Raw genomic sequence first — 19,563 nt, forward strand, 5'->3', positions numbered from 1 at the left:
CCGTCAGGGCGGAACCAATAGCCGCCGTTACCCCAAAAACGGATATGTACCCCCTGCATTTGCCTAGCACCACCACCACCCGCCGGACGCCAGGAGCTGGCGCGTTTCCTGCAAGTCCCCCTTTATATCGCCATAAAACGAGCACTTGCAGCGTTGCGGGCAGTCCACACGGCGGCGTTGAGCGTTTTATCCAGAAGGCCTGCAAAAGCTTGATACAGCTTGGCTGAGCCCTGTGACGAACAAGAGAGGGTAGAGGATGAAGGCAGTTATTTTGGCGGGTGGCCTGGGCACGCGAATCAGCGAAGAGTCGCACCTCAAGCCCAAGCCGATGATCGAGATCGGCGGCAAGCCAATTCTCTGGCACATCATGAAGCAGTACTCCGCGCACGGAATCCACGATTTTGTGATCTGCCTTGGCTACAAGGGCTACGCGATCAAGGACTTCTTCGCCAACTACTTCCTGCACACCTCCGACGTCACCTTCGACATGTGCAACAACCGCATGGACGTTCACCAGAACTACAGCGAACCGTGGCGCGTCACGTTGATCGACACTGGCGAAGACACCATGACCGGTGGCCGCCTGCGTCGCGCCTCGCGTTATCTGGAGGGCGAAAAGGCCTTCTGCTTTACCTACGGAGACGGTGTCTCGGACCTCAATATCGGTGCATTGGTGGACTTCCACCTGGCCCACGGCAAACTCGCGACCGTGACCGCCGTGCAACCGCCAGGCCGCTACGGTGCCCTGGAGCGCGACGGTGACAGTGTCAAAGGCTTCATCGAAAAACCACGGGGCGACGGCGGCTGGATCAACGGCGGCTTTTTCGTACTGTCGCCCAAGGTGTTGCCGTACATCGGCGACGACCAGACTTCCTGGGAAGCAGAGCCCCTGGCGGCATTGGCCAGTGAAGAACAGCTGCAGGCATTCCAGCACGACGGTTTCTGGCATCCGATGGACACCCTGCGTGACAAGAATCACCTTGAGGCGTTGTGGCAGAGCGGGGAGGCCCCATGGAAGCAATGGGACTGAGTCCGCAATTCTGGCGCGGCAAGCGGGTTCTGGTCACCGGGCACACCGGTTTCAAGGGCAGTTGGTTGACGCTGTGGCTACAAAGCCTGGGAGCCAAGGTCATCGGGTTCGCCCTTGATCCGTCCACCGAACCGAGCCTGTTCGAACTGGCACGGGTGCACGAAGGCATCAACGATCAGCGCGGCGACCTGCGTGACTTGGGTGCGCTGCTTGAAATCATTGCCGACACCGAGCCAGAGATTGTCTTGCACCTGGCGGCCCAGCCGTTGGTGCGTGAAGGTTATCGCGACCCGCTGGGCACTTATTCCAGCAACGTCATGGGCACCCTGAATCTGCTTGAAGCGATTCGTCAGGTCGGCTGCGTGCGTGCCTGCGTGCTGGTGACCACCGACAAGGTCTACGCCAATCAGGAATGGCTGTGGCCGTACCGCGAAGACGAAGCCCTCGGTGGACACGATCCTTACAGCAGCAGCAAAGCCTGCTGCGAATTGTTGGCGCAGTCTTACGCCGCCTCGTTCTTCCCGGCCGAGAAGCATGACGAGCACGGTCTGGCGCTGGCCACGGCGCGCGCCGGTAATGTGCTGGGCGGGGGAGATTTTGCACCCGAGCGGTTGATTCCCGACGTGCTCAAGGCCTGGACGGCCGACGAACCGGTGACCCTGCGTTACCCGCAAGCCGTGCGCCCGTGGCAGCACGCGCTGGAACCGCTGGCCGGTTACCTCCAACTGGCCGCCGGCCTCTATGAACAAGGTCCGGCGTTTGCTGGCGCGTGGAACTTCGGCCCGAGCGAAGCGGACATGTGCAGCGTCGGCGAAGTCGTCGAATTGCTCGCCAGCCGCTGGCCGCAAGCCCGTGGTTTGCGCATCGAACCGAGTGATTTGCACGAAGCCGGCCTGCTGCGCCTGGACAGCAGCCGCGCCCGTCAACTGTTGGCGTGGCAGCCGCGCTGGTCGTTGCAAGAGTGCCTGACCCACACACTCGACTGGCACCTGGCGTGGCAGAACGGCGACGACATGCGCGCCATGACGTTGGGCCAGTTGAACCTGTACCGAGGCGCGCTGTGAGCGAATTTCTGTTGCAGCCGTTGCCCCTGGCCGGACTGTTCAGCGTGCAGCACAAACGCTTTGAAGATGAGCGCGGGCACTTCGCGCGGCTGTTCTGCGAAGGCAGCCTGAGTGCGTTCGGCGAGCCGTTTCATATCCGCCAGATCAACCACTCCTGCACCCGCGAGCGCGGCAGTGTGCGCGGTCTGCATTACCAGAATGCCAGTGCGCCGGAAGCCAAGTTGATCACCTGCCTGCGCGGTGAAGTCTGGGACGTGGCGGTGGACTTGCGGCCCGGCTCCGAGACCTTCCTGCATTGGCACGCCGAACACCTGCGCGCCGGCGACGGTCGCAGCCTGCTGATTCCGGCCGGGTTCGCCCACGGTTTCCAGACCCTGACCGACGATGCCGAATTGCTCTACCTGCACAGCGCGGACTACACGCCGGTGCACGAGGGTGGTTTGAGCGTGAACGATCCACGGCTGGCGATTGCCTGGCCGTTGCCTGTCAATAATCTGTCGGCGCGGGATTCCAGCCATCCCTTGCTCGATGACCATTTCGCTGGAGTGCGAGTATGAACTGCCGTGGTTGCGGGACTTCCCTGGCCTTGCCGCTGATTGACCTCGGCACCTCGCCGCCGTCCAACGCCTATGTGCGTGCCGATCAGCTGGAGCAAGCCGAACAATGGGTGCCGTTGAAGGTTGCGGTATGTCAGCAGTGCTGGCTGGTGCAGACCGAGGATTACACCAGCGCCGACAGTCTGTTCGATGCCGAGTATGCGTATTTCAGTTCGTTCTCCAGCACCTGGCTGGCCCATGCCGAGCGCTACGTCGCCGAGATGACCGAACGCTTCGGCCTGACCGCCGACAGCCGTGTGGTGGAAATCGCCGCCAATGACGGTTACCTGTTGCAGTACGTCGCCGGGCGCGGCATCCCTTGCCTGGGCGTCGAGCCTACCCGCAGCACCGCGCAAGCGGCCCGGGAAAAAGGCCTGCAGATTCGTGAACTGTTCTTTGGCCGTGACAGCGCTGCGCAGTTGGTCAGCGAAGGCTGGTCGGCAGACCTGATGGCCGCCAACAACGTGTTGGCCCACGTGCCGGACATCAACGATTTCCTCGGCGGTTTTGCAACCTTGCTCAAACCGACCGGCGTGGCCACGTTCGAATTTCCGCAGCTGCTGACGCTGATGGCCGGGCAGCAATTCGACACGCTGTATCACGAGCACTATTCCTACCTGTCGCTGACCGCCGTGCAGACCTTATGCGAGCGCAATGGCCTGGAAGTGTTCGACGTCAGTCAGCTGTCGACTCACGGCGGCTCGCTGCGCGTGTTCGTCCAGCGCATCGACGGTATTCGCCGCGAGGTGCAGCCGACGGTTGCTCAACAACTGCACGCTGAACTCGAAGCCGGCGTGAAAACCCCCGAGTATTACGCGACCCTCGCGCCAGCCGCCGAACGCATCAAGCACGAACTGCTGCGTTTCCTGTTGCAGGCCAAGGCCGACGGCAAGCGGGTGGTCGGTTACGGCGCTGCAGCCAAAGGCAACACCTTGCTCAACTACGCCGGGGTCAAGCCCGACCTGCTGGCGTGGGTGGCCGACGCCAATCCGCACAAGCAGGGCAAGTACTTGCCGGGCAGTCGCATTCCAATCGTGTCGCCGGCACAGATCGATATCGAGAAACCGGACTACGTGCTGGTCCTGCCCTGGAACTTGCTGCACGAAGTCAGTCAGCAACTGGCGCAGGTACGTCAGTGGGACGCTCGCTTCGTGATCGCCGTGCCTGAGTTGACCGTCCTGTGAAAGTGCTTGTAACCGGGGCCACCGGCTTCGTCGGCCGCCATTTGGTCGCCGCCTTGCTCGCCCGTGGCTGCGAAGTCCGGGCGGTGGCGCGTAACGCCGAAACGGCCGCGACGATGCCATGGATCAACGCCGTGGAGTTCATGGCGGCGGACATTCACGCCGACGATCTGGACATCACCGCGCTGACCGCGAACATCGATGCCTTGGCGCATCTGGCGTGGCCGGGGTTGCCGAACTATCAGGCGCTGTTCCATTTCGAGCACAACCTGATGGCCGATTACCGGTTCATAAAGGGCGCGGTCGAGGCGGGCGTGTCGCAAGTATTGGTGACCGGAACCTGTTTCGAATACGGCATGCAAAGCGGGCCGCTCAGCGAGCAGGCCACACCGCAGCCGAGCAATCCTTATGGGTTGGCCAAAAACACCCTGCGGCTGTTTCTGGAAAATTTGCAGCGGGTCCAGCCGTTCACCCTGCAATGGGCGCGGCTGTTCTACCTGCACGGCGAGGGCCAGAACCCCAACAGTCTGCTGGCAGCACTGGACCGGGCAATCGATGCCGGTGACGACACGTTCAACATGTCGGCCGGCGAGCAGTTGCGCGATTACCTGGCCATCGACATCGCCGCCGATTACCTGGCGGCAATCCTGCAACAGCGGGAATTCAATGGGCTGATCAATTGTTCCAGCGGCCAGCCGGTGTCTGTGCGGGCGCTGGTCGAGCAGCGATTGCGCGCACTTGGCGCATCGATCCGTTTGAACCTCGGTCATTACCCTTACCCGACCCACGAACCGATGGCCTTCTGGGGCGTGGCGGACCGTTTGCAACAGCTGCTGGGAGGCAATCATGAAGCATGAGTTGTATCGGGTCGCTGACCTGCCGGTGCTGCAAAACCGCACCTTCGTCGACGCGGATTCGGCCCGGGCCTCTGCCAGCGCCGACATGGTCCTGGTGCAGGACGAACTGAGCGGGTTGATCTTCAATCAGGCCTTCGATGCCGACAAGCTCAGCTATGACGCCGACTACCAGAATGAGCAAGCGCATTCGGGGCAGTTCCAGAAGCACTTGAGCGATGTGGAAGGGATCATTGCCCGCCATTTCAAGGACCAGGAACTGATCGAAGTCGGCTGCGGCAAAGGCTACTTTCTCGAACTGTTGAAGGGCCTGGGCTACGCCATCACCGGCATCGACCCGGCTTACGAAGGCAGCAACGCCGACGTGATCAAGGCGCCGTTCACCCGTGGCCTCGGTCTGGCGGCGGACGCCATCGTGCTGCGTCATGTGCTGGAACATATCCAGGACCCAGTGAGTTTTCTCGCCGAGATGGCCGAGGCCAATCAGGGCGGGCAGATCTACATCGAAGTGCCGTGCTTCGACTGGATCCTGGAGCATCGCGCCTGGTTCGACCTGTTCTACGAGCACGTCAATTATTTCCGTCTCGATGACCTGCGCCGGATGTTCGGCACGGTGCACGAGGCCGGTCACCTGTTCGGTGGCCAATACCTGTACATCGTGGCAGACCTGTCGACCTTGCGCCTGACCCCGGAGCAACCGGTACCGCGCCTTGAATTGCCACAGGGTTTCACCAGCAGCCTTGAGCGCGCGGTGCAGATTATCCAGGACGCCCCCGAGCAAGGTTCGGCGATCTGGGGTGCCTCGTCCAAAGGCGTGATTTATTCGCTGTTCCTGCAACGGGCCGGTGTGGCGGTGGATCGCGTGGTGGACATCAACCCGGCCAAACAGGGGCGGTATCTGCCCTTGAGCGGCGTGCGGGTGTCCTCGCCGCAAGAGGCCATGGATGCGTTGCCCGAAGGCGCCAACCTGTTTGTGATGAACTCCAACTACCTCGAAGAAATCAAGCGGATGACCGGTGGACGTTATGTCTATCACGCCGTCGACAGCGCTTCGTTCCAGTGACTATTGAGATTAGAAAAATGACCGACAACACCATCAATAAAGCCTTCGAAGCCGAGTGCCAGGCAGAAATCGCGCGTCAGGGCGACGACCAGAAACTGACCGGTCTGGCCCGGGATTTCTTCAACGAATCGGCCAAACACAAGTACAGCTACCACTTCTCGTGGATGGGCCGTCCGATCATCCAGCTGCCGCAAGACATGATGGCGATGCAAGAGATCATCTGGCAGGTCAAGCCAGACCTGGTGATCGAATGCGGCATCGCCCACGGCGGTTCGATCATCTACTACGCGTCCTTGCTGGAGTTGCAAGGCCACGGTGAAGTGCTGGGCATCGACCTCGATATTCGCCCGCACAACCGCGAAGCCATCGAAAGCCACGCGATGAGCAAGCGCATCAAAATGATCGAAGGTTCGAGCATCGACCCGGCGATCGCTGCCCAGGTTCGTGCTGCGGCCGAAGGCAAGAAAGTCATTCTGGTGCTCGACTCCAACCATACCCACGACCACGTGCTGGAAGAGTTGCGCCTGTACGCGCCACTGGTGTCGGTGGACAGCTACTGCGTGGTGATGGACACCGTTGTCGAAGACATGCCGGCCGATTTCTTCCCGGACCGTCCATGGGGCCCGGGCGACAACCCGAAAACCGCGGTGTGGAAATACCTTGAAGAGAACAAGGATTTCGAGATTGACCAGCAGATGCAAAACAAGCTGCTGCTCACCGTTGCACCGGACGGCTACCTGCGTCGCGTTCGTTAATTTCGGCACATCATTAAAGTGTTAGTCAGGCGTTTCGCCGGCAGTGGGAGAAGTTATGCAAGGCAAGTCCGTTTCTGAGCACATGTTGCCGTTGAATGAGTTGCTGACGGTGGTGTTGATTTCCCACAACCGTCCGGCTTTTTTGCGCCGGGCAATGAAGTATTACGGTGACTTGCCTTGCAAAGTACTGGTGCTCGACTCCGCCACTGAACCTTTCAAGGGCGAACTGCCTGACGTCGAATACCGGCATGTGCCGCAATACGCCTACAGTGGCTTCCAGGCCAAAATCGCCTATGGCGTGGAGCAAGTGACCACTCCGTACATGGTGTTGGCGGCCGACGATGACTTCATCGTGCACGATGCGCTGGCCGAGTCGGTGGACTTCCTGCAAGCGAACCGCGACTACGGCATGTGCCACGGCTATTGCCTGATGTACCTGACCTTCGCCAATAGCGTGAGCTACTACCGGCGCGACAAGAAGGTGTGCGAGGACTATTCCTCCGAGCGACCTCAGGATCGGGTCGTCGAGTACATGCACCAATACCTGCCGCCGTTTTACGCGGTGACCCGTACTTCGCTGATGAAATCCTGGTATTCGCTGTTGCCGCCGGGCACCAGTTTCCAATGGCAGGAGATCGGTCACGTCTACTACATGCTGGCGTGCGCCAAGGCGCGGATCCTGCCAACCCCTTATGTGGTGCGTGAGATCAACTATGGCAACTCCGAGCACAACACCGAGGTGTATCACTCGCTGACGTATACCGACGCCAAATCGGTGGCCGAGCGTGACGCCTTTGCTGAATTCCTGGCCTCGTTGCCCACCGGGATCAAGGGGCTCGATCCGGTACAGGCCAAAGCCTTCGTCATGGAAAGTTTCGACGCCATGATCGACAGCCTGCAAACCGGACGTGCCCTGACCGCGGAGTTGGTTTTCCAGTCCATCTGGAACAACACCCTCAAGGCTCCCGATCGTCTTTTCGGGCCAAAACAGTACGTCGAAATGCCGTTCTACAATCAGGCGTTCTTCGACAAGTTGACCCAGTTCGAATTCATGCTTCATGCGATGCCGGCCGGTCGCCTTCAGCTCGAACAGCTTGAGGGCGTGTGGACTCGCCAGGAACACTTGCTGAGCCCGCGTAACAACGATACGTCGGAAAGCGTGGTCGACCGTTTGTGGCAGGCCTACGACGCCAATGCGTTCAACCGTACGGTGGTCAAGCGCCTGGTGGCGCAACTGGAGCTGCTGGGCGAGGACGAAGAAGCTGAATCGATGCGCGACTGGGTCGCACGCCTTGATGCGTTGTCGGTCGTGGATCATCACTCGACGTTTGAAAACATGCGTTCGGGTCGCCTGCTCAAGTGGCTGGAGACCCGGTCGCCCGATGCCGAACAGGCTGAGGCAATTGCCCGACACTTGGCAGAGAATGGTGGGGGGCCACACTTCGGCATCCTTTTGCTGGACCTGGATAACGATGTCGAGAAATTGCAGGTCACCCTCGACAGCTTGCTTGAAGGCCACTGCAAGGCCTTCAAAGTTGTGGTCTTCACCACCGGCGAAGCGCTCGCGGCGACCACGGCACAGAACACCCTGCACTTTGTCCGTGTGACGCCAGGCAACGTTGTCGAAAAGCTGAATCAGAGCGCCCGTCAGTCGCCATGTGACTGGCTGCTGCTGGCCGAGGCCGGGGATGAGTTCACCCCGGGTGGTCTGTTGCGTGCCAGCCTGGAGCTGTTGTCCGCCAGTGACATCCGCGCGGTAGCGACCGATGAAATCCAGCGTACCGACAACGGCGCACTGGTGGATGTGTTCCGGCCGGGCTTCAACCTGGACCTGCTGCAAAGCCTGCCCGCCTTGATGGCGCGGCACTGGTTGATCCGCCGCGACGTGTTGATCGAGGCGGGTGGTTACCAGCCCGATTTCAGAAAGGCCCTGGAATTCGATTTGCTGCTGCGTATCATCGAGGCGGGCGGCCTGAGCGGTCTGGCGCACCTCGACGAGCCATTGCTGATCGCGCAGGCGCCGGTACTGGAAGAGAACGCCGACGAACGCCTCGCGCTGCTGCGTCATCTGGGCAACCGTGGCTACAAGGCCAAAATCACCTCGGCGACCCCTGGCACTTATCAGGTCGACTACCGTCACACCGAGCGTCCACTGGTCTCGATCATCGTTCCTGCAGGGGATGACCTGGCCCTGCTGCAACAGTGCGTGCAAGGCGTGTTGCTGCGTACCCGCTACACGCGCTACGAAGTGCTGATTGCGGCGAATCCGACTCAGTCGGCCGAGGTCAACGATTGGCTGGGCACGCTACAGAACGCCAAGGTGCGCGTCCTGTATGCAGACCAGACGCTGAGCAACGTGGCGTTGTACAACGCCGCGAGTCAGCAAGCGCAGGGTGAATACCTGGTGCTGCTGGATGCAGACGGTGAAGTGGTCAATCCGAACTGGATCGAGTCGCTGCTCAACCATGCCCAGCGTCCGGAAGTGGGGATTGTCGGTGCCACGCTTGTCGATCGTGAAGGCAAGGTCACGCAAGCCGGTCTGATTCTGGGGATGCGTGACGGAGTCGGTTCAGCGTTTATCGGCGACCGTTATGACGCCAGCAACAGCTACCTGCAGCGCTTGGCACTGGATCAGAACTATTCGGCGGTGTCGCAGGCTTGCCTGATGGTGCGCAAAGAATTGTTCGAGGCCTTGGGTGGCCTGGATGACCAGACATTCGCCGAAGGGTTGAGCGACGTCGATCTGTGCCTCAAGGCCGGGCAGGCGGGTTATCTCACCGTGTGGACGCCGCGGGTTCAGGTGATTCATCCGGGCGTGGTGTCGCAGGCTCCCGAGGTGCTCGACGCCCTGCGGGAAAAATGGGCCTCGGCCTTTGCACAGGACCAGGCCTACAACGCCAATCTGGCGTTGACCGGCAAGGGTTTTGCCCTGGGTGAAAGCGCTCCGATCAACTGGGCACAGTTGCTCGCATAAACCTGGCTGACAGGCACAAGGACTCAAGGCATGTTCAACGGCAAATCGATTTTCATCTCCGGCGGCACCGGCTCGTTCGGGCGCAATTTCATCCGTCGCTTGCTGGAGCAATACCAGCCCAAGCGCGTGGTGGTGTTTTCTCGTGATGAGCTCAAGCAGTACGAGATGCAGCAGACGTTCAACGCCCCGTGCATGCGCTATTTCCTGGGCGATGTGCGCGATGCCGAGCGTTTGCGCCAGGCCATGCGTGGCATCGATTACGTGGTGCATGCGGCGGCCTTGAAGCAAGTGCCGGCCGCCGAGTACAACCCGACCGAATGCATTCGGACCAACGTCAACGGCGCGGAAAACATCATCGCCGCCGCCATCGACAATGGCGTCAAACTTGTCGTCGCGCTGTCCACCGACAAGGCGGCCAGCCCGATCAACCTGTATGGCGCGACCAAGCTGCTGTCGGACAAACTGTTCGTGGCCGCCAACAACATTGCCGGCGAGCAGCAAACCCGTTTTGCCGTGGTGCGCTACGGCAACGTCGCCGGTTCGCGGGGCTCGGTGGTGCCGTTTTTCAGCAAGCTGATCAACGAAGGCGCCACCGAACTGCCGATCACGGACGAGCGCATGACGCGCTTCTGGATCACCCTCGATCACGGCGTGCAATTTGTGCTCGACAGCTTTGCGCGGATGCACGGTGGTGAAGTGTTCGTGCCGAAGATCCCGTCGATCCGCATTGTTGATCTGGCGCTGGGCATGGCCGAGCACTTGCCGCACAAGCATGTCGGGATTCGTCCGGGGGAGAAGCTCCATGAGTTGATGGTGCCGCTGGACGATGCACGGATGACCCTGGAATTCGCCGATCACTACACGATTCAGCCGTCGATCCGCTTCACCAGCGTTGACGTGGATTTTGCCGTGGACAAGCTGGGCGAGCAGGGCAAGCCAGTGAGTGAAGACTTCGAGTACCGCTCCGACACCAACCCGCGGTTCCTGTCGGTCGGGCAGATCGCCGATCTGCACGCGGACTTGTCGGCATGATTCCCTACGGCCGGCAGAGTCTCGATCAGGCCGATGTCGACGCGGTCGTCGCCGTCTTGCAGTCCGACTGGCTGACCCAGGGACCGACGATCGAGCGCTTCGAACAGGCCTTGGCTGAACGTTGCCAAGCCGATTTCGCCGTGGCGGTGTGTAACGCAACGGCGGCATTGCACATTGCTTGCCTGGCGGCCGGGCTCGGGCCGGGTGATCGCTTATGGACAACGCCCAATACCTTTCTGGCCTCGGCCAATTGCGGTCGTTACTGTGGCGCCGAGGTGGACTTCGTCGACATCGATCCGCTGACCTGGAACCTTGACGCCTACGCCCTCAAAGCCAAGCTGGAAGCGGCGGAGGACGCCGGCACGCTGCCTAAAGTGCTGGTGGCGGTGGCGTTCTCCGGGCAGAGCTGCGACATGCGGATGATCGCCGGACTGGCCGAGCGTTATGGTTTCACGGTGATTGAGGATGCCTCCCACGCGGTCGGCGCCTCCTATGCCGGGCGCCCGGTGGGCTGTGGCGATTTTGCGGCGATGACGGTGTTCAGCTTTCATCCGGTGAAAATCATCACCAGCGGCGAAGGTGGCATGGTTCTGACCAATCGTCGGGACTTGGCCGAGCGCCTGCAACGCTTGCGCAGCCACGGCATGACCCGCGATCCGGCGCAAATGACCGAGTCCAGCCATGGTCCCTGGTATTACCAGCAGATTGAGCTGGGCTTCAATTATCGGATCACCGACCTGCAGGCTGCCCTCGGGTTGTCTCAGTTGAACAAACTGGATGACTTCATCGAACGCCGTCGTGAGCTGGCGGCACGGTATGACCGTTTGCTTACGTACTTGCCGCTGACCTTGCCCAGTCCTCAGCCTGAAGCCGAGTCGGCGTGGCATCTGTATGTGGTGCGCTTGCAGCTTGATCGCATCAGCCTTGGTCATCGACAGGTGTTCGAAGGGTTGCGGGCTGCCGGGGTCGGTGTGAATCTGCATTACATTCCGGTGCATTTGCAGCCTTATTACCGTGACCTGGGGTTTGCTGAAGGTGATTTTCCGCAAGCTGAGCGTTACTACCAAGAAGCCATCAGCCTGCCGCTGTTTCCGTTGCTCAGCGACGAGCAGCAGGACTACGTGGTCGAACAACTGCGGCGGCTGACTGAATAATTACGGCCAGTAGGTCAGGCGCGGTCCCCCAGGCGCTGTGCTTCAAATGAGAGAAAACGATGCGTGAACTGAGCGAGCAGGAAAAATTCTGGCAGGGCGACTTCGGTAACCAATACGTTGATCGCAACGTCGGGCAGCCATTGGTGGCGGCGAACCTGGCACTGTTTGCCAAGGCGCTGACCCGCGCCGGGCGAATTGAAAGCCTGGTGGAACTGGGCACCAACGCCGGCAACAATTTGCAGGCGCTGCATCACCTGTTGCCCCGGTGCGAACTGTTCGGTGTGGAGATCAATGCCAGCGCTTGTGCCCAGGCCCAGGCGCTGGATATCGCACAGATCTGGCACGGTTCGCTGTTTGATTTCCCCCGCGAACGCAGCTTTGACCTGACCCTGAGCAAAGGCGTGCTGATCCATCTGGCGCCGGAGTTGCTGCCGGCGGCCTATGCGCAGTTGTATGAACTGAGCCAGCGTTACATCCTGATCGCCGAGTACTACAACCCGGCACCGGTCGAAGTGTCCTATCGCGGTAACAGCGGCAAGTTGTTCAAACGTGATTTTGCCGGTGAAATGCTTGATCGTTACGATGATCTGCAACTGCTGGACTACGGTTTCGGTTACCACCGCGATCCGCAATTCCCGGTGGACGACATCACTTGGTTCCTGTTGGAAAAACGCCCTTGAACAACGTTGCAATCATCCCGGCTCGCGGTGGCAGCAAACGCATACCGCGCAAGAACCTCAAGCCGTTCGACGGCGTGCCGATGATTGCCCGTTCGATTCAAACTGCCCTTGATTGCGGGTTGTTCGCCCAGGTGGTGGTCAGTACCGACGATGAAGAAATCGCCGAGCTGGCTCGAGCCCGTGGTGCGCAAGTGCCGTTTATGCGGCCAGCGGCATTGGCGGATGATTTCACCGGTACGGCGGCAGTGATTGCACATGCGCTGGAGGAACTGCATCGGCAGGGGCAGGATTTTGATTTCGCCTGTTGTATCTATGCCACGGCGCCGCTGCTGCAAACCCGATTTTTACAGCAGGGCTTAAACCTGCTGGAGCAGCATCCGGATAAATCCTTCGCCTTCTCGGTCTGCGATTTCGGCTTTCCGGTGCAGCGCGCCCTGACCGTTGACAGTCAGGGCGCGTTGACCGCGTTGTACCCGCAATTCAGTCAAACCCGCTCTCAGGACCTGCCGCCGGCCTATCAGGACGCCGGGCAGTTTTACTGGGGCCGCAGCAGTGCCTGGCGCCAGGGCGAGGTGTTGTATTCACCGCAAAGCCTGCCGGTGATCCTGCCGCGCTATCTGGTGCAGGACATCGATACCCCCGAAGACTGGAAGCGCGCCGAATACCTTTACGCGGCGCTGAAGGCAGGAGGGGATTTGCAATGAGAGTTCTGATCCGAGCCGACGCCTCGCCGACCATCGGCAGCGGTCACATTGCCCGCTGCCTGACGCTGGCCAGGGTGCTGCGCCGGCAGGGTGCACACGTGGCGTTTGCCTGTCGCCAGTTGCCGGGTCATCGGCTCACCAGCCTCGCCGCCGAAGGTTTTGAAACTTTCGCGTTGCCGGATCGCTATCCCGACGAAGACCCGCAACAGCCGATCGAGGCCATGTTGCCGTGGCAGGCGGACATCGCTGCACTCGCGCAAGCGCTGGAACACGCTGCGGGCTTCGACTGGATCATCGTCGACCACTACGGTCTCGACCATCTCTGGCAGACCGCTGCCCGGCGCTGGGCGCCACGGATCGCGGCGGTGGATGATCTGGCGACGCGCATCTATAGCGTCGATTTGTTGCTGAACCAGAATCTGTCGGGTACGCCTGAGGCTTATGCCGGACTGCTTGCCCCCGATTGCCGGGCCTTGCTCGGTCCACGCTTCGCGATGCTGCGTGATGAGTTCTGCTGCCCGGCGATTGCCATCAAACCCCGGGCCAAGCGTCTGCTGGTTAATTTCGGCGGCTTTGATGCGGCGCGACAAACCCATCACGCGATGCGGGCGCTGGCGGAATTCAATGACTTGGACGTCGACTTCGTCGCCGGTGCCGACAACCCGGCCTGGGACGAAATGCAGGCACTGGCGGCGGACCGTCCGAACTGGCGCTTGCGCAGTTTTGTCAGCGACTTCTACCAGCTCATGACTGAAGCCGATCTGTTTGTCGGCGCCGGTGGCGGCACCAGTTGGGAACGGGCGGCCTTGGGGTTGCCGACGATTTGTATTGCGGTGTCGAATAATCAGCAGGCCAACGGCGAGGTCATGGCGAGTTCTGGCGCTCATGTGTTTCTTGGGGCGCGTGAGCAGGTCAGTGTCGAACAACTGCGCCAGGCCGTCGGTTTTGTCGTGGGCAATCGGGGTTTGCGTCAGAGCATGGCTGAACGTTCCCGGCAGTTGGTCGATGGCCGTGGCGCGCAGCGCGTAGCGGCAGCGTTGGCTGGCGCGGTGTTGCAGGTCCGCCGGGCGACCGCCCACGATGCGCAGTTGTTGTTTGAAGGGCGCAATGCCGAGGCGGTACGCCGCTGGTCGCTGGAGATGGGCGTGATTGAATGGTCGGCGCATCAGAATTGGCTGACCGCCAGTTTGAGCAATCCGCAGCGCTTGCTGTTGATCGCCGAGGCCGACGACGGACCGGTGGGTGTGTTGCGTTATGACCTGCGCGGGTTTGAAGCCGAAGTCTCGATTTACCTGTTCGAAGATCGCATCGGCCTGGGGTGGGGCAGGGCGCTGCTGGCCCGGGGCGAGGCGTTCGTGACCGCTCATTGGCCCCAACTGACCGCCATCACTGCGCATGTGTTGCCGGCGAACCAGCCGTCGTTGCAGGTATTTCGCGACGCCGGTTTCTCTCAGCAAGCTTGCGCGTTCACCCGCGTTTTAAAGGATCAAGGCAATGACTAGCTTCAAGATTGGCGAGCGCGTGATCGGTGCCGATGCGCCGCCGTTCATCATTGCCGAGATGAGTGGCAACCATAACCAGTCGCTGGACGTGGCGCTGCAAATCGTCGAAGCCGCGGCCAAGGCCGGTGCCCACGCCTTGAAGCTGCAAACCTACACCGCCGAGACCATGACCCTGGATTTGTCCGAGGGCGAGTTCTTCATCAAGGACCCTAACAGCCTTTGGGCCGGTTCTTCGTTGTATGCCCTTTACGAGAAGGCCCACACGCCGTGGGAGTGGCACGCACCGATTTTCGCCCGCGCCAGGGAACTGGGCATGCTGGCGTTCTCCACACCGTTCGATGACAGCGCAGTGGACTTCCTCGAAAGCCTCGACGTGCCGGCCTACAAGATCGCCAGTTTCGAAAATACCGACTTGCCATTGATTCGACGGGTCGCCGCCACCGGCAAACCGTTGATCATCTCCACCGGCATGGCCAGCATCGCCGAGCTGGATGAAACCGTGCGCGCCGCCCGTGAGGCCGGGTGTAAGGACCTGGTGCTGCTCAAGTGCACCAGCACGTACCCGGCGACGCCCGCCAACAGCAATGTGCGCACGATTCCACACCTGCGCGAATTGTTTGGCTGCGAGGTTGGGCTGTCCGATCACTCCATGGGGGTGGGCGTGTCCGTGGCGGCGGTGGCGCTGGGCGCAACGGTGGTAGAGAAGCATTTCACCCTGGATCGTGCTGCCGGTGGCGTGGACGCCAGTTTCTCGCTGGAGCCTGCTGAGCTCGAAAGCCTGGTGATCGAGACCGAGCGGGCCTGGCAGGCCATGGGCCAGGTGCATTACGGCGTGACCGACGCGGAGCGCAAGTCCCTGGTGTACCGGCGCTCGCTGTATGTCACCCAGGACATGGCTGCCGGAGAGCCCTTCACGACCGCGAACCTGCGTGCCATCCGCCCGGGGCTGGGCTTGCCTCCCAAACACGCTGAAACCCTTCTGGGTCGCCGTGCCCGCCATGCCATCAAGCGCGGAACGCCGCTGGACTGGTCGTTGGTCGAATAACGTCTTATCGGCCTGATTCGGCAAAATAGAGTGACCTGCGAGTCATAACGCGCATCTTCACTGTATTGTATAAATCGGGAAGGTGGCGCCCGGCCTGTTTTCAGCCCGGTGATAGCCTTTTATTCTTCCCGCTGTCGCCTCTGCAGGGCGACGTTTTTCTCTGTTTGTCGGCGCCCCTCGAATCATTACGAGCGGTGGTATTGGGCTGTTTATTATTGGGAAGCCGTAATGATTGGCATAAAAAGCATTGCGAGCTACGTTCCTGTAGCCGGCGTGGACAATTACGCACAAGGTGCAAAATTCGAAAAGGATGAAGAATTCATCCTGGGCAAAATCGGTTCGGCCTTCCTGCCGCGCAAAGACGCCGGGCAGGAAACCTCCGACCTGTGTGTCGAAGCAGCCAATGCGCTGTTTGCCAACAATCCTGATCTGAAACGCGACGCCATCGACGTGCTGATCGTCGTCACCCAGAACGGCGACGAAGAAGGCCTGCCGCACACCGCTGCCATCGTTCAGGACAAGCTCGGTCTGCCTACCACTGTTGCCGCGTTCGATATTTCCCTGGGTTGTTCCGGCTACGTCTATGGCATCTACGCGATCAAGGGCTTCATGGAAGCCGCCGGCTTGAAAAATGGCCTGCTGATCACTGCCGATCCGTACTCCAAGATCGTCGATCCGGAAGACCGCAATACCACCATGCTCTTTGGCGACGCTGCCACCGCGACCTGGATGGGTGAAAACGCTCCATGGCAGTTGGGCAAAGCCAAGTTCGGCACCGACGGTTCCGGCGCGCCGCACCTGAAGGTGACCGATGGCGTGTTTTTCATGAACGGTCGCCAGGTGTTCAACTTTGCGTTGCTCAAAGTCCCGGCGCACTTGCACGAGTTGCTGGCCGACTCGCAACTGACGGCTGCCGATATCGATGCTTTCTGCATCCATCAAGGCAGTGCGGCGATTGTCGATGCGGTGGCGCGACGCTTTGAAGGCGATCCTGAGAAATTCATCAAGGACATGGTCGAGACTGGCAACACGGTGTCGTCGAGCATTCCTTTGCTACTTGAGAAGCACGTCCTGGATTCCGACTGGAAGCGGGTTGCACTGAGTGGTTTTGGTGTAGGGCTGTCGTGGGGCTCGGCGATTATCTATCGTCCTTGATCCACCACCCACCAATACAAAAAATAGCGTTCAAGGTGTACATTTTGAACGCTATTTTTTTGCCTGCGAAAACAGTGAGGCAGCATGAGCGAAAGCTTTGACGACAATGCTCGGGTGATAGAACGGCGCTGGCCGATGCTTTACGCCAGGCTGATGCTGGAAGACAGTACGGCGATCCAGGCTGAATTGTCCGAAGGGTTGGGGTCGACGCTGAGCATCGATGGCATTCAACTCACCAGTCGTCATGATCGCGTCCACGAAGCCCGGGTGCAGGCGGCCAGCCTGCCGACCGGCAAGCCACAGTTGCATGTCTACGGCACGGGGCTGGGCGATTTGCCGACGGTCCTGCTGGAGCGCAACGAGCTTGAGCGGCTGTACGTGCATATCCTCAACGGTGCCCTGTTTGCCTTGGTGCTGCAGTTGCTTGATCAGCGCCAATGGCTCGACGATCCTCGGATAGAGCTGCTGTATGCCGGTGATCAAGCGGATATCTACACGCCATTTTTTGCACTGCCTTCGGAGATGGTGCTGGCGGATGACTTCAATGCAAAGATTCGCGATCGCCTGGTCAGCGAAGTCCACCTGAGTTTCAATAATCGCGAATTCGATCCGCAATCCCCGATTATTCTCCAGCGCTTGCAGGACAGTCTCGACGTGCTACTCGCCGACGACGACGTTGCTCAGTTGTTCAATACGTGCGCCGGCCAGGAAGTCTATGTGATCGCCACCGGGCCAAGCCTTGAAAGCCATTTCGAGCAACTGGCGGCGATACGTGAGCAGGCGCAACGGCCTTTTTTCATTTGCGTCGATACCGCCTACCGACCGTTGCGAGAGCACGGGATCAAGCCTGATCTGGTCGTGAGCATTGACCAGCGCATCAGCTTTCGGCACTTGCCCTTCGAGGACTCCGACGGCATTCCGCTGGTGTACCTGCCGATGAGCGATCCTGAAGTGTTGAAAGCGTGGAAGGGCAAGCGCTATGGCGGTTACTCTGCCAGTCCGATCTACGCCACCTTGCGTCGCCAGCACGCCAGGGCGGAACTGTATGTAGGCGGCAGCGTGATTCATCCGGCCGTGGACCTGGCCGTCAAAATGGGCGCCGGGTGTATTACGTTGTTTGGTGCCGACTTTGCCTTTCCGATGAACAAGACGCATGCCGGCTGGCGCGACGGGGATTTGGGGCCCGGGGTGAATCTGGCCCGGCACTGGGTGCGCGACGGGTATGGCGAAAGGGTCCGCACGCAGCTGAATTTCCGCAGCTACCTGTGCGAGCTGGAGCGATACATCGCCGGGCACCCCAAGGTACGTTTCCTTAACAGCAGTCGGGCGGGCGCGATGATTGCCGGCACACAGTTCAATCCGGAGTTCGTGCAGTGAGCGCGCTTTCGCAATGCATCAACGAATGCCGTCAATGTGCAGGGTTATTTCGCCTGGGCCGGGATGTCGAAGCGGCGTTGACCATGGTTGATCTGTTCGACGAGGCTCAGCGGCTTTTGCTTGCGGCGCCCCAGGATGTGCAACTGAAGTGGACGCAGGTGCTCACGCAAATGCTGGCCTGTCAGGAGCGTCAGGATTGGCTCGGGCTTGCTGATTTCATGGAGTACGAATTGGTGGATTTGCTGGACAGCGTTCAGGTTTAAAAACGGGGCGGACAGCTCTGGTTGGGATGTTTGGGTGTCGGACAGTTTTATGGCGTCATTTTTCGGTTGGTGAGGGGCGGCTAAGCCCTTGTTTTTTAGGCGATGGCAGTGTGATGGCAATTTTTTTTTAAAAAGCCCTCAAGCAACCTGCAATCCCGACGATAACTATTACGAAGGTTCTCTAGGCCATACCCGGCGGTTGCCAGGGCCGGAAGCCGCAGTACCCAACCAACGAGGAATTCGTCATGGCTTTAACAGTAAACACCAACACCACGTCGTTGAACGTTCAGAAAAACCTGAACCGTGCCGCCGACGCTCTGTCGACTTCGATGTCTCGTCTTTCTTCCGGCCTGAAAATCAACAGCGCTAAAGACGATGCTGCTGGCCTGCAGATCTCCAACCGTATGTCCAGCCAGATTCGCGGCCAGAACGTTGCGGTAAAAAACGCCAACGACGGTATCTCGATGGCTCAGACCGCTGAAGGCGCTCTGCAAGAATCGACCAACATTCTGCAACGTATGCGTGAACTGGCTGTACAAGCACGTAACGGCACCAACGGTACTGCTGACCAGACCGCAACCAACGCTGAATTCGGTCAGATGTCTGACGAATTGACTCGTATCGCGGCTTCGACCAACCTGAACGGCAAGCAACTGCTGGACGGTTCGGCTGGCACCATGACCCTGCAAGTGGGTTCCAACACCGGTTCTGCAAACCACATCGACCTGGTTCTGAGCTCCAAGTTCGACGCCGTCAGCCTGTCCGTAGGTAGCGGTACTGTTGTTCTGACCGGTGCTACCAGCGCTGCTGCCGCTTCGAACATCGACAACGCGATCACCGCGATCGACGCTGCAATCGCTGCCATCGGTGCAACCCGTGCAAACCTGGGTGCTTCGCAAAACCGTCTGACCAGCACCATCTCCAACCTGCAAAACATCACTGAAAACGTTACTGCTGCACAAGGTCGCGTACAAGATACCGACTTCGCCGCAGAAACCGCTAACCTGACCAAACAGCAAACTCTGCAACAAGCTTCCACCGCTGTTCTGGCCCAGGCTAACCAGCTGCCATCCGCTGTACTGAAACTGCTTCAGTAATATCGGATTGAGTTTTAGCGGGGGGGTGCGCTTGCGT

18 protein-coding genes are annotated in these 19,563 nt (G+C 60.0%); all 18 read left to right on the forward strand.

The window, feature by feature from the left end; genetic code table 11:
• Positions 1-256 precede the first annotated feature (256 nt).
• The 18 genes from rfbF (at position 257) to ACM6I0_RS19325 (ending at position 19,526) form a co-directional block, all read left to right on the forward strand.
• Complete coding sequence (gene rfbF / locus ACM6I0_RS19240) at positions 257-1,030, forward strand: glucose-1-phosphate cytidylyltransferase (protein WP_285434735.1); 774 nt, start codon at positions 257-259, stop codon at positions 1,028-1,030.
• Complete coding sequence (gene rfbG / locus ACM6I0_RS19245) at positions 1,012-2,094, forward strand: CDP-glucose 4,6-dehydratase (RefSeq protein ID WP_414923031.1); 1,083 nt, start codon at positions 1,012-1,014, stop codon at positions 2,092-2,094. Before rfbF ends, rfbG begins: the two co-directional genes overlap by 19 nt.
• The gene (locus ACM6I0_RS19250; RefSeq protein ID WP_090181495.1) at positions 2,091-2,651 is read left to right on the forward strand and encodes a dTDP-4-dehydrorhamnose 3,5-epimerase family protein; all 561 of its coding nucleotides are present in this window, start codon (positions 2,091-2,093) and stop codon (positions 2,649-2,651) included. Before rfbG ends, ACM6I0_RS19250 begins: the two co-directional genes overlap by 4 nt.
• Positions 2,648-3,874, forward strand: coding sequence for a methyltransferase domain-containing protein (locus tag ACM6I0_RS19255; protein ID WP_414923032.1), 1,227 nt, complete (start codon positions 2,648-2,650; stop codon positions 3,872-3,874). The genes ACM6I0_RS19250 and ACM6I0_RS19255 overlap by 4 nt, the downstream gene beginning before the upstream one ends.
• On the forward strand, positions 3,871-4,728 hold the full coding sequence (locus tag ACM6I0_RS19260) for an NAD-dependent epimerase/dehydratase family protein (RefSeq protein ID WP_414923033.1): 858 nt from the start codon (positions 3,871-3,873) through the stop codon (positions 4,726-4,728). Before ACM6I0_RS19255 ends, ACM6I0_RS19260 begins: the two co-directional genes overlap by 4 nt.
• Positions 4,718-5,788 carry a class I SAM-dependent methyltransferase gene (locus tag ACM6I0_RS19265; protein WP_414923034.1) on the forward strand — a complete coding sequence of 357 codons (1,071 nt, stop codon included), beginning with the start codon at positions 4,718-4,720 and terminating at the stop codon, positions 5,786-5,788. The genes ACM6I0_RS19260 and ACM6I0_RS19265 overlap by 11 nt, the downstream gene beginning before the upstream one ends.
• Before the next feature lie 17 nt (positions 5,789-5,805).
• Positions 5,806-6,543, forward strand: coding sequence for a cephalosporin hydroxylase family protein (locus ACM6I0_RS19270; protein WP_414923035.1), 738 nt, complete (start codon positions 5,806-5,808; stop codon positions 6,541-6,543).
• A 55-nt stretch (positions 6,544-6,598) separates the two neighbouring features.
• Positions 6,599-9,517, forward strand: coding sequence for a TIGR00180 family glycosyltransferase (locus ACM6I0_RS19275; RefSeq protein WP_414923036.1), 2,919 nt, complete (start codon positions 6,599-6,601; stop codon positions 9,515-9,517).
• A 30-nt stretch (positions 9,518-9,547) separates the two neighbouring features.
• Positions 9,548-10,549 (forward strand): UDP-N-acetylglucosamine 4,6-dehydratase (inverting), encoded by a 1,002-nt coding sequence (pseB, locus tag ACM6I0_RS19280; protein WP_285434745.1) that lies wholly within the window; start codon positions 9,548-9,550, stop codon positions 10,547-10,549.
• Positions 10,546-11,703: a UDP-4-amino-4,6-dideoxy-N-acetyl-beta-L-altrosamine transaminase gene (gene pseC / locus ACM6I0_RS19285; protein WP_285434747.1), complete on the forward strand. Its 1,158-nt coding sequence runs from the start codon at positions 10,546-10,548 to the stop codon at positions 11,701-11,703. Before pseB ends, pseC begins: the two co-directional genes overlap by 4 nt.
• A 59-nt stretch (positions 11,704-11,762) precedes the next feature.
• Positions 11,763-12,383, forward strand: coding sequence for a pseudaminic acid biosynthesis-associated methylase (locus ACM6I0_RS19290; RefSeq protein WP_090181512.1), 621 nt, complete (start codon positions 11,763-11,765; stop codon positions 12,381-12,383).
• Positions 12,380-13,087, forward strand: coding sequence for a pseudaminic acid cytidylyltransferase (gene pseF / locus ACM6I0_RS19295; RefSeq protein WP_414923037.1), 708 nt, complete (start codon positions 12,380-12,382; stop codon positions 13,085-13,087). The genes ACM6I0_RS19290 and pseF overlap by 4 nt, the downstream gene beginning before the upstream one ends.
• Positions 13,084-14,589, forward strand: a complete 1,506-nt coding sequence (gene pseG / locus ACM6I0_RS19300; RefSeq protein ID WP_414923038.1) for a UDP-2,4-diacetamido-2,4,6-trideoxy-beta-L-altropyranose hydrolase — start codon at positions 13,084-13,086, stop codon at positions 14,587-14,589. Before pseF ends, pseG begins: the two co-directional genes overlap by 4 nt.
• Positions 14,582-15,634 (forward strand): pseudaminic acid synthase, encoded by a 1,053-nt coding sequence (gene pseI / locus ACM6I0_RS19305; protein ID WP_285434753.1) that lies wholly within the window; start codon positions 14,582-14,584, stop codon positions 15,632-15,634. Before pseG ends, pseI begins: the two co-directional genes overlap by 8 nt.
• 228 nt (positions 15,635-15,862) lie before the next feature.
• Positions 15,863-16,789, forward strand: coding sequence for a ketoacyl-ACP synthase III (locus ACM6I0_RS19310; protein ID WP_285434754.1), 927 nt, complete (start codon positions 15,863-15,865; stop codon positions 16,787-16,789).
• Positions 16,790-16,873: 84 nt separating this feature from the next.
• Positions 16,874-18,166, forward strand: a complete 1,293-nt coding sequence (locus ACM6I0_RS19315; RefSeq protein WP_285434755.1) for a motility associated factor glycosyltransferase family protein — start codon at positions 16,874-16,876, stop codon at positions 18,164-18,166.
• Positions 18,163-18,429, forward strand: a complete 267-nt coding sequence (locus tag ACM6I0_RS19320; protein WP_285434757.1) for a hypothetical protein — start codon at positions 18,163-18,165, stop codon at positions 18,427-18,429. The genes ACM6I0_RS19315 and ACM6I0_RS19320 overlap by 4 nt, the downstream gene beginning before the upstream one ends.
• Before the next feature lie 245 nt (positions 18,430-18,674).
• Positions 18,675-19,526 (forward strand): flagellin domain-containing protein, encoded by an 852-nt coding sequence (locus ACM6I0_RS19325; protein ID WP_090181524.1) that lies wholly within the window; start codon positions 18,675-18,677, stop codon positions 19,524-19,526.
• Positions 19,527-19,563 lie beyond the last annotated feature (37 nt).

The organism is Pseudomonas sp. IT-P294, assembly GCF_949767865.1.
GTDB lineage: Bacteria > Pseudomonadota > Gammaproteobacteria > Pseudomonadales > Pseudomonadaceae > Aquipseudomonas.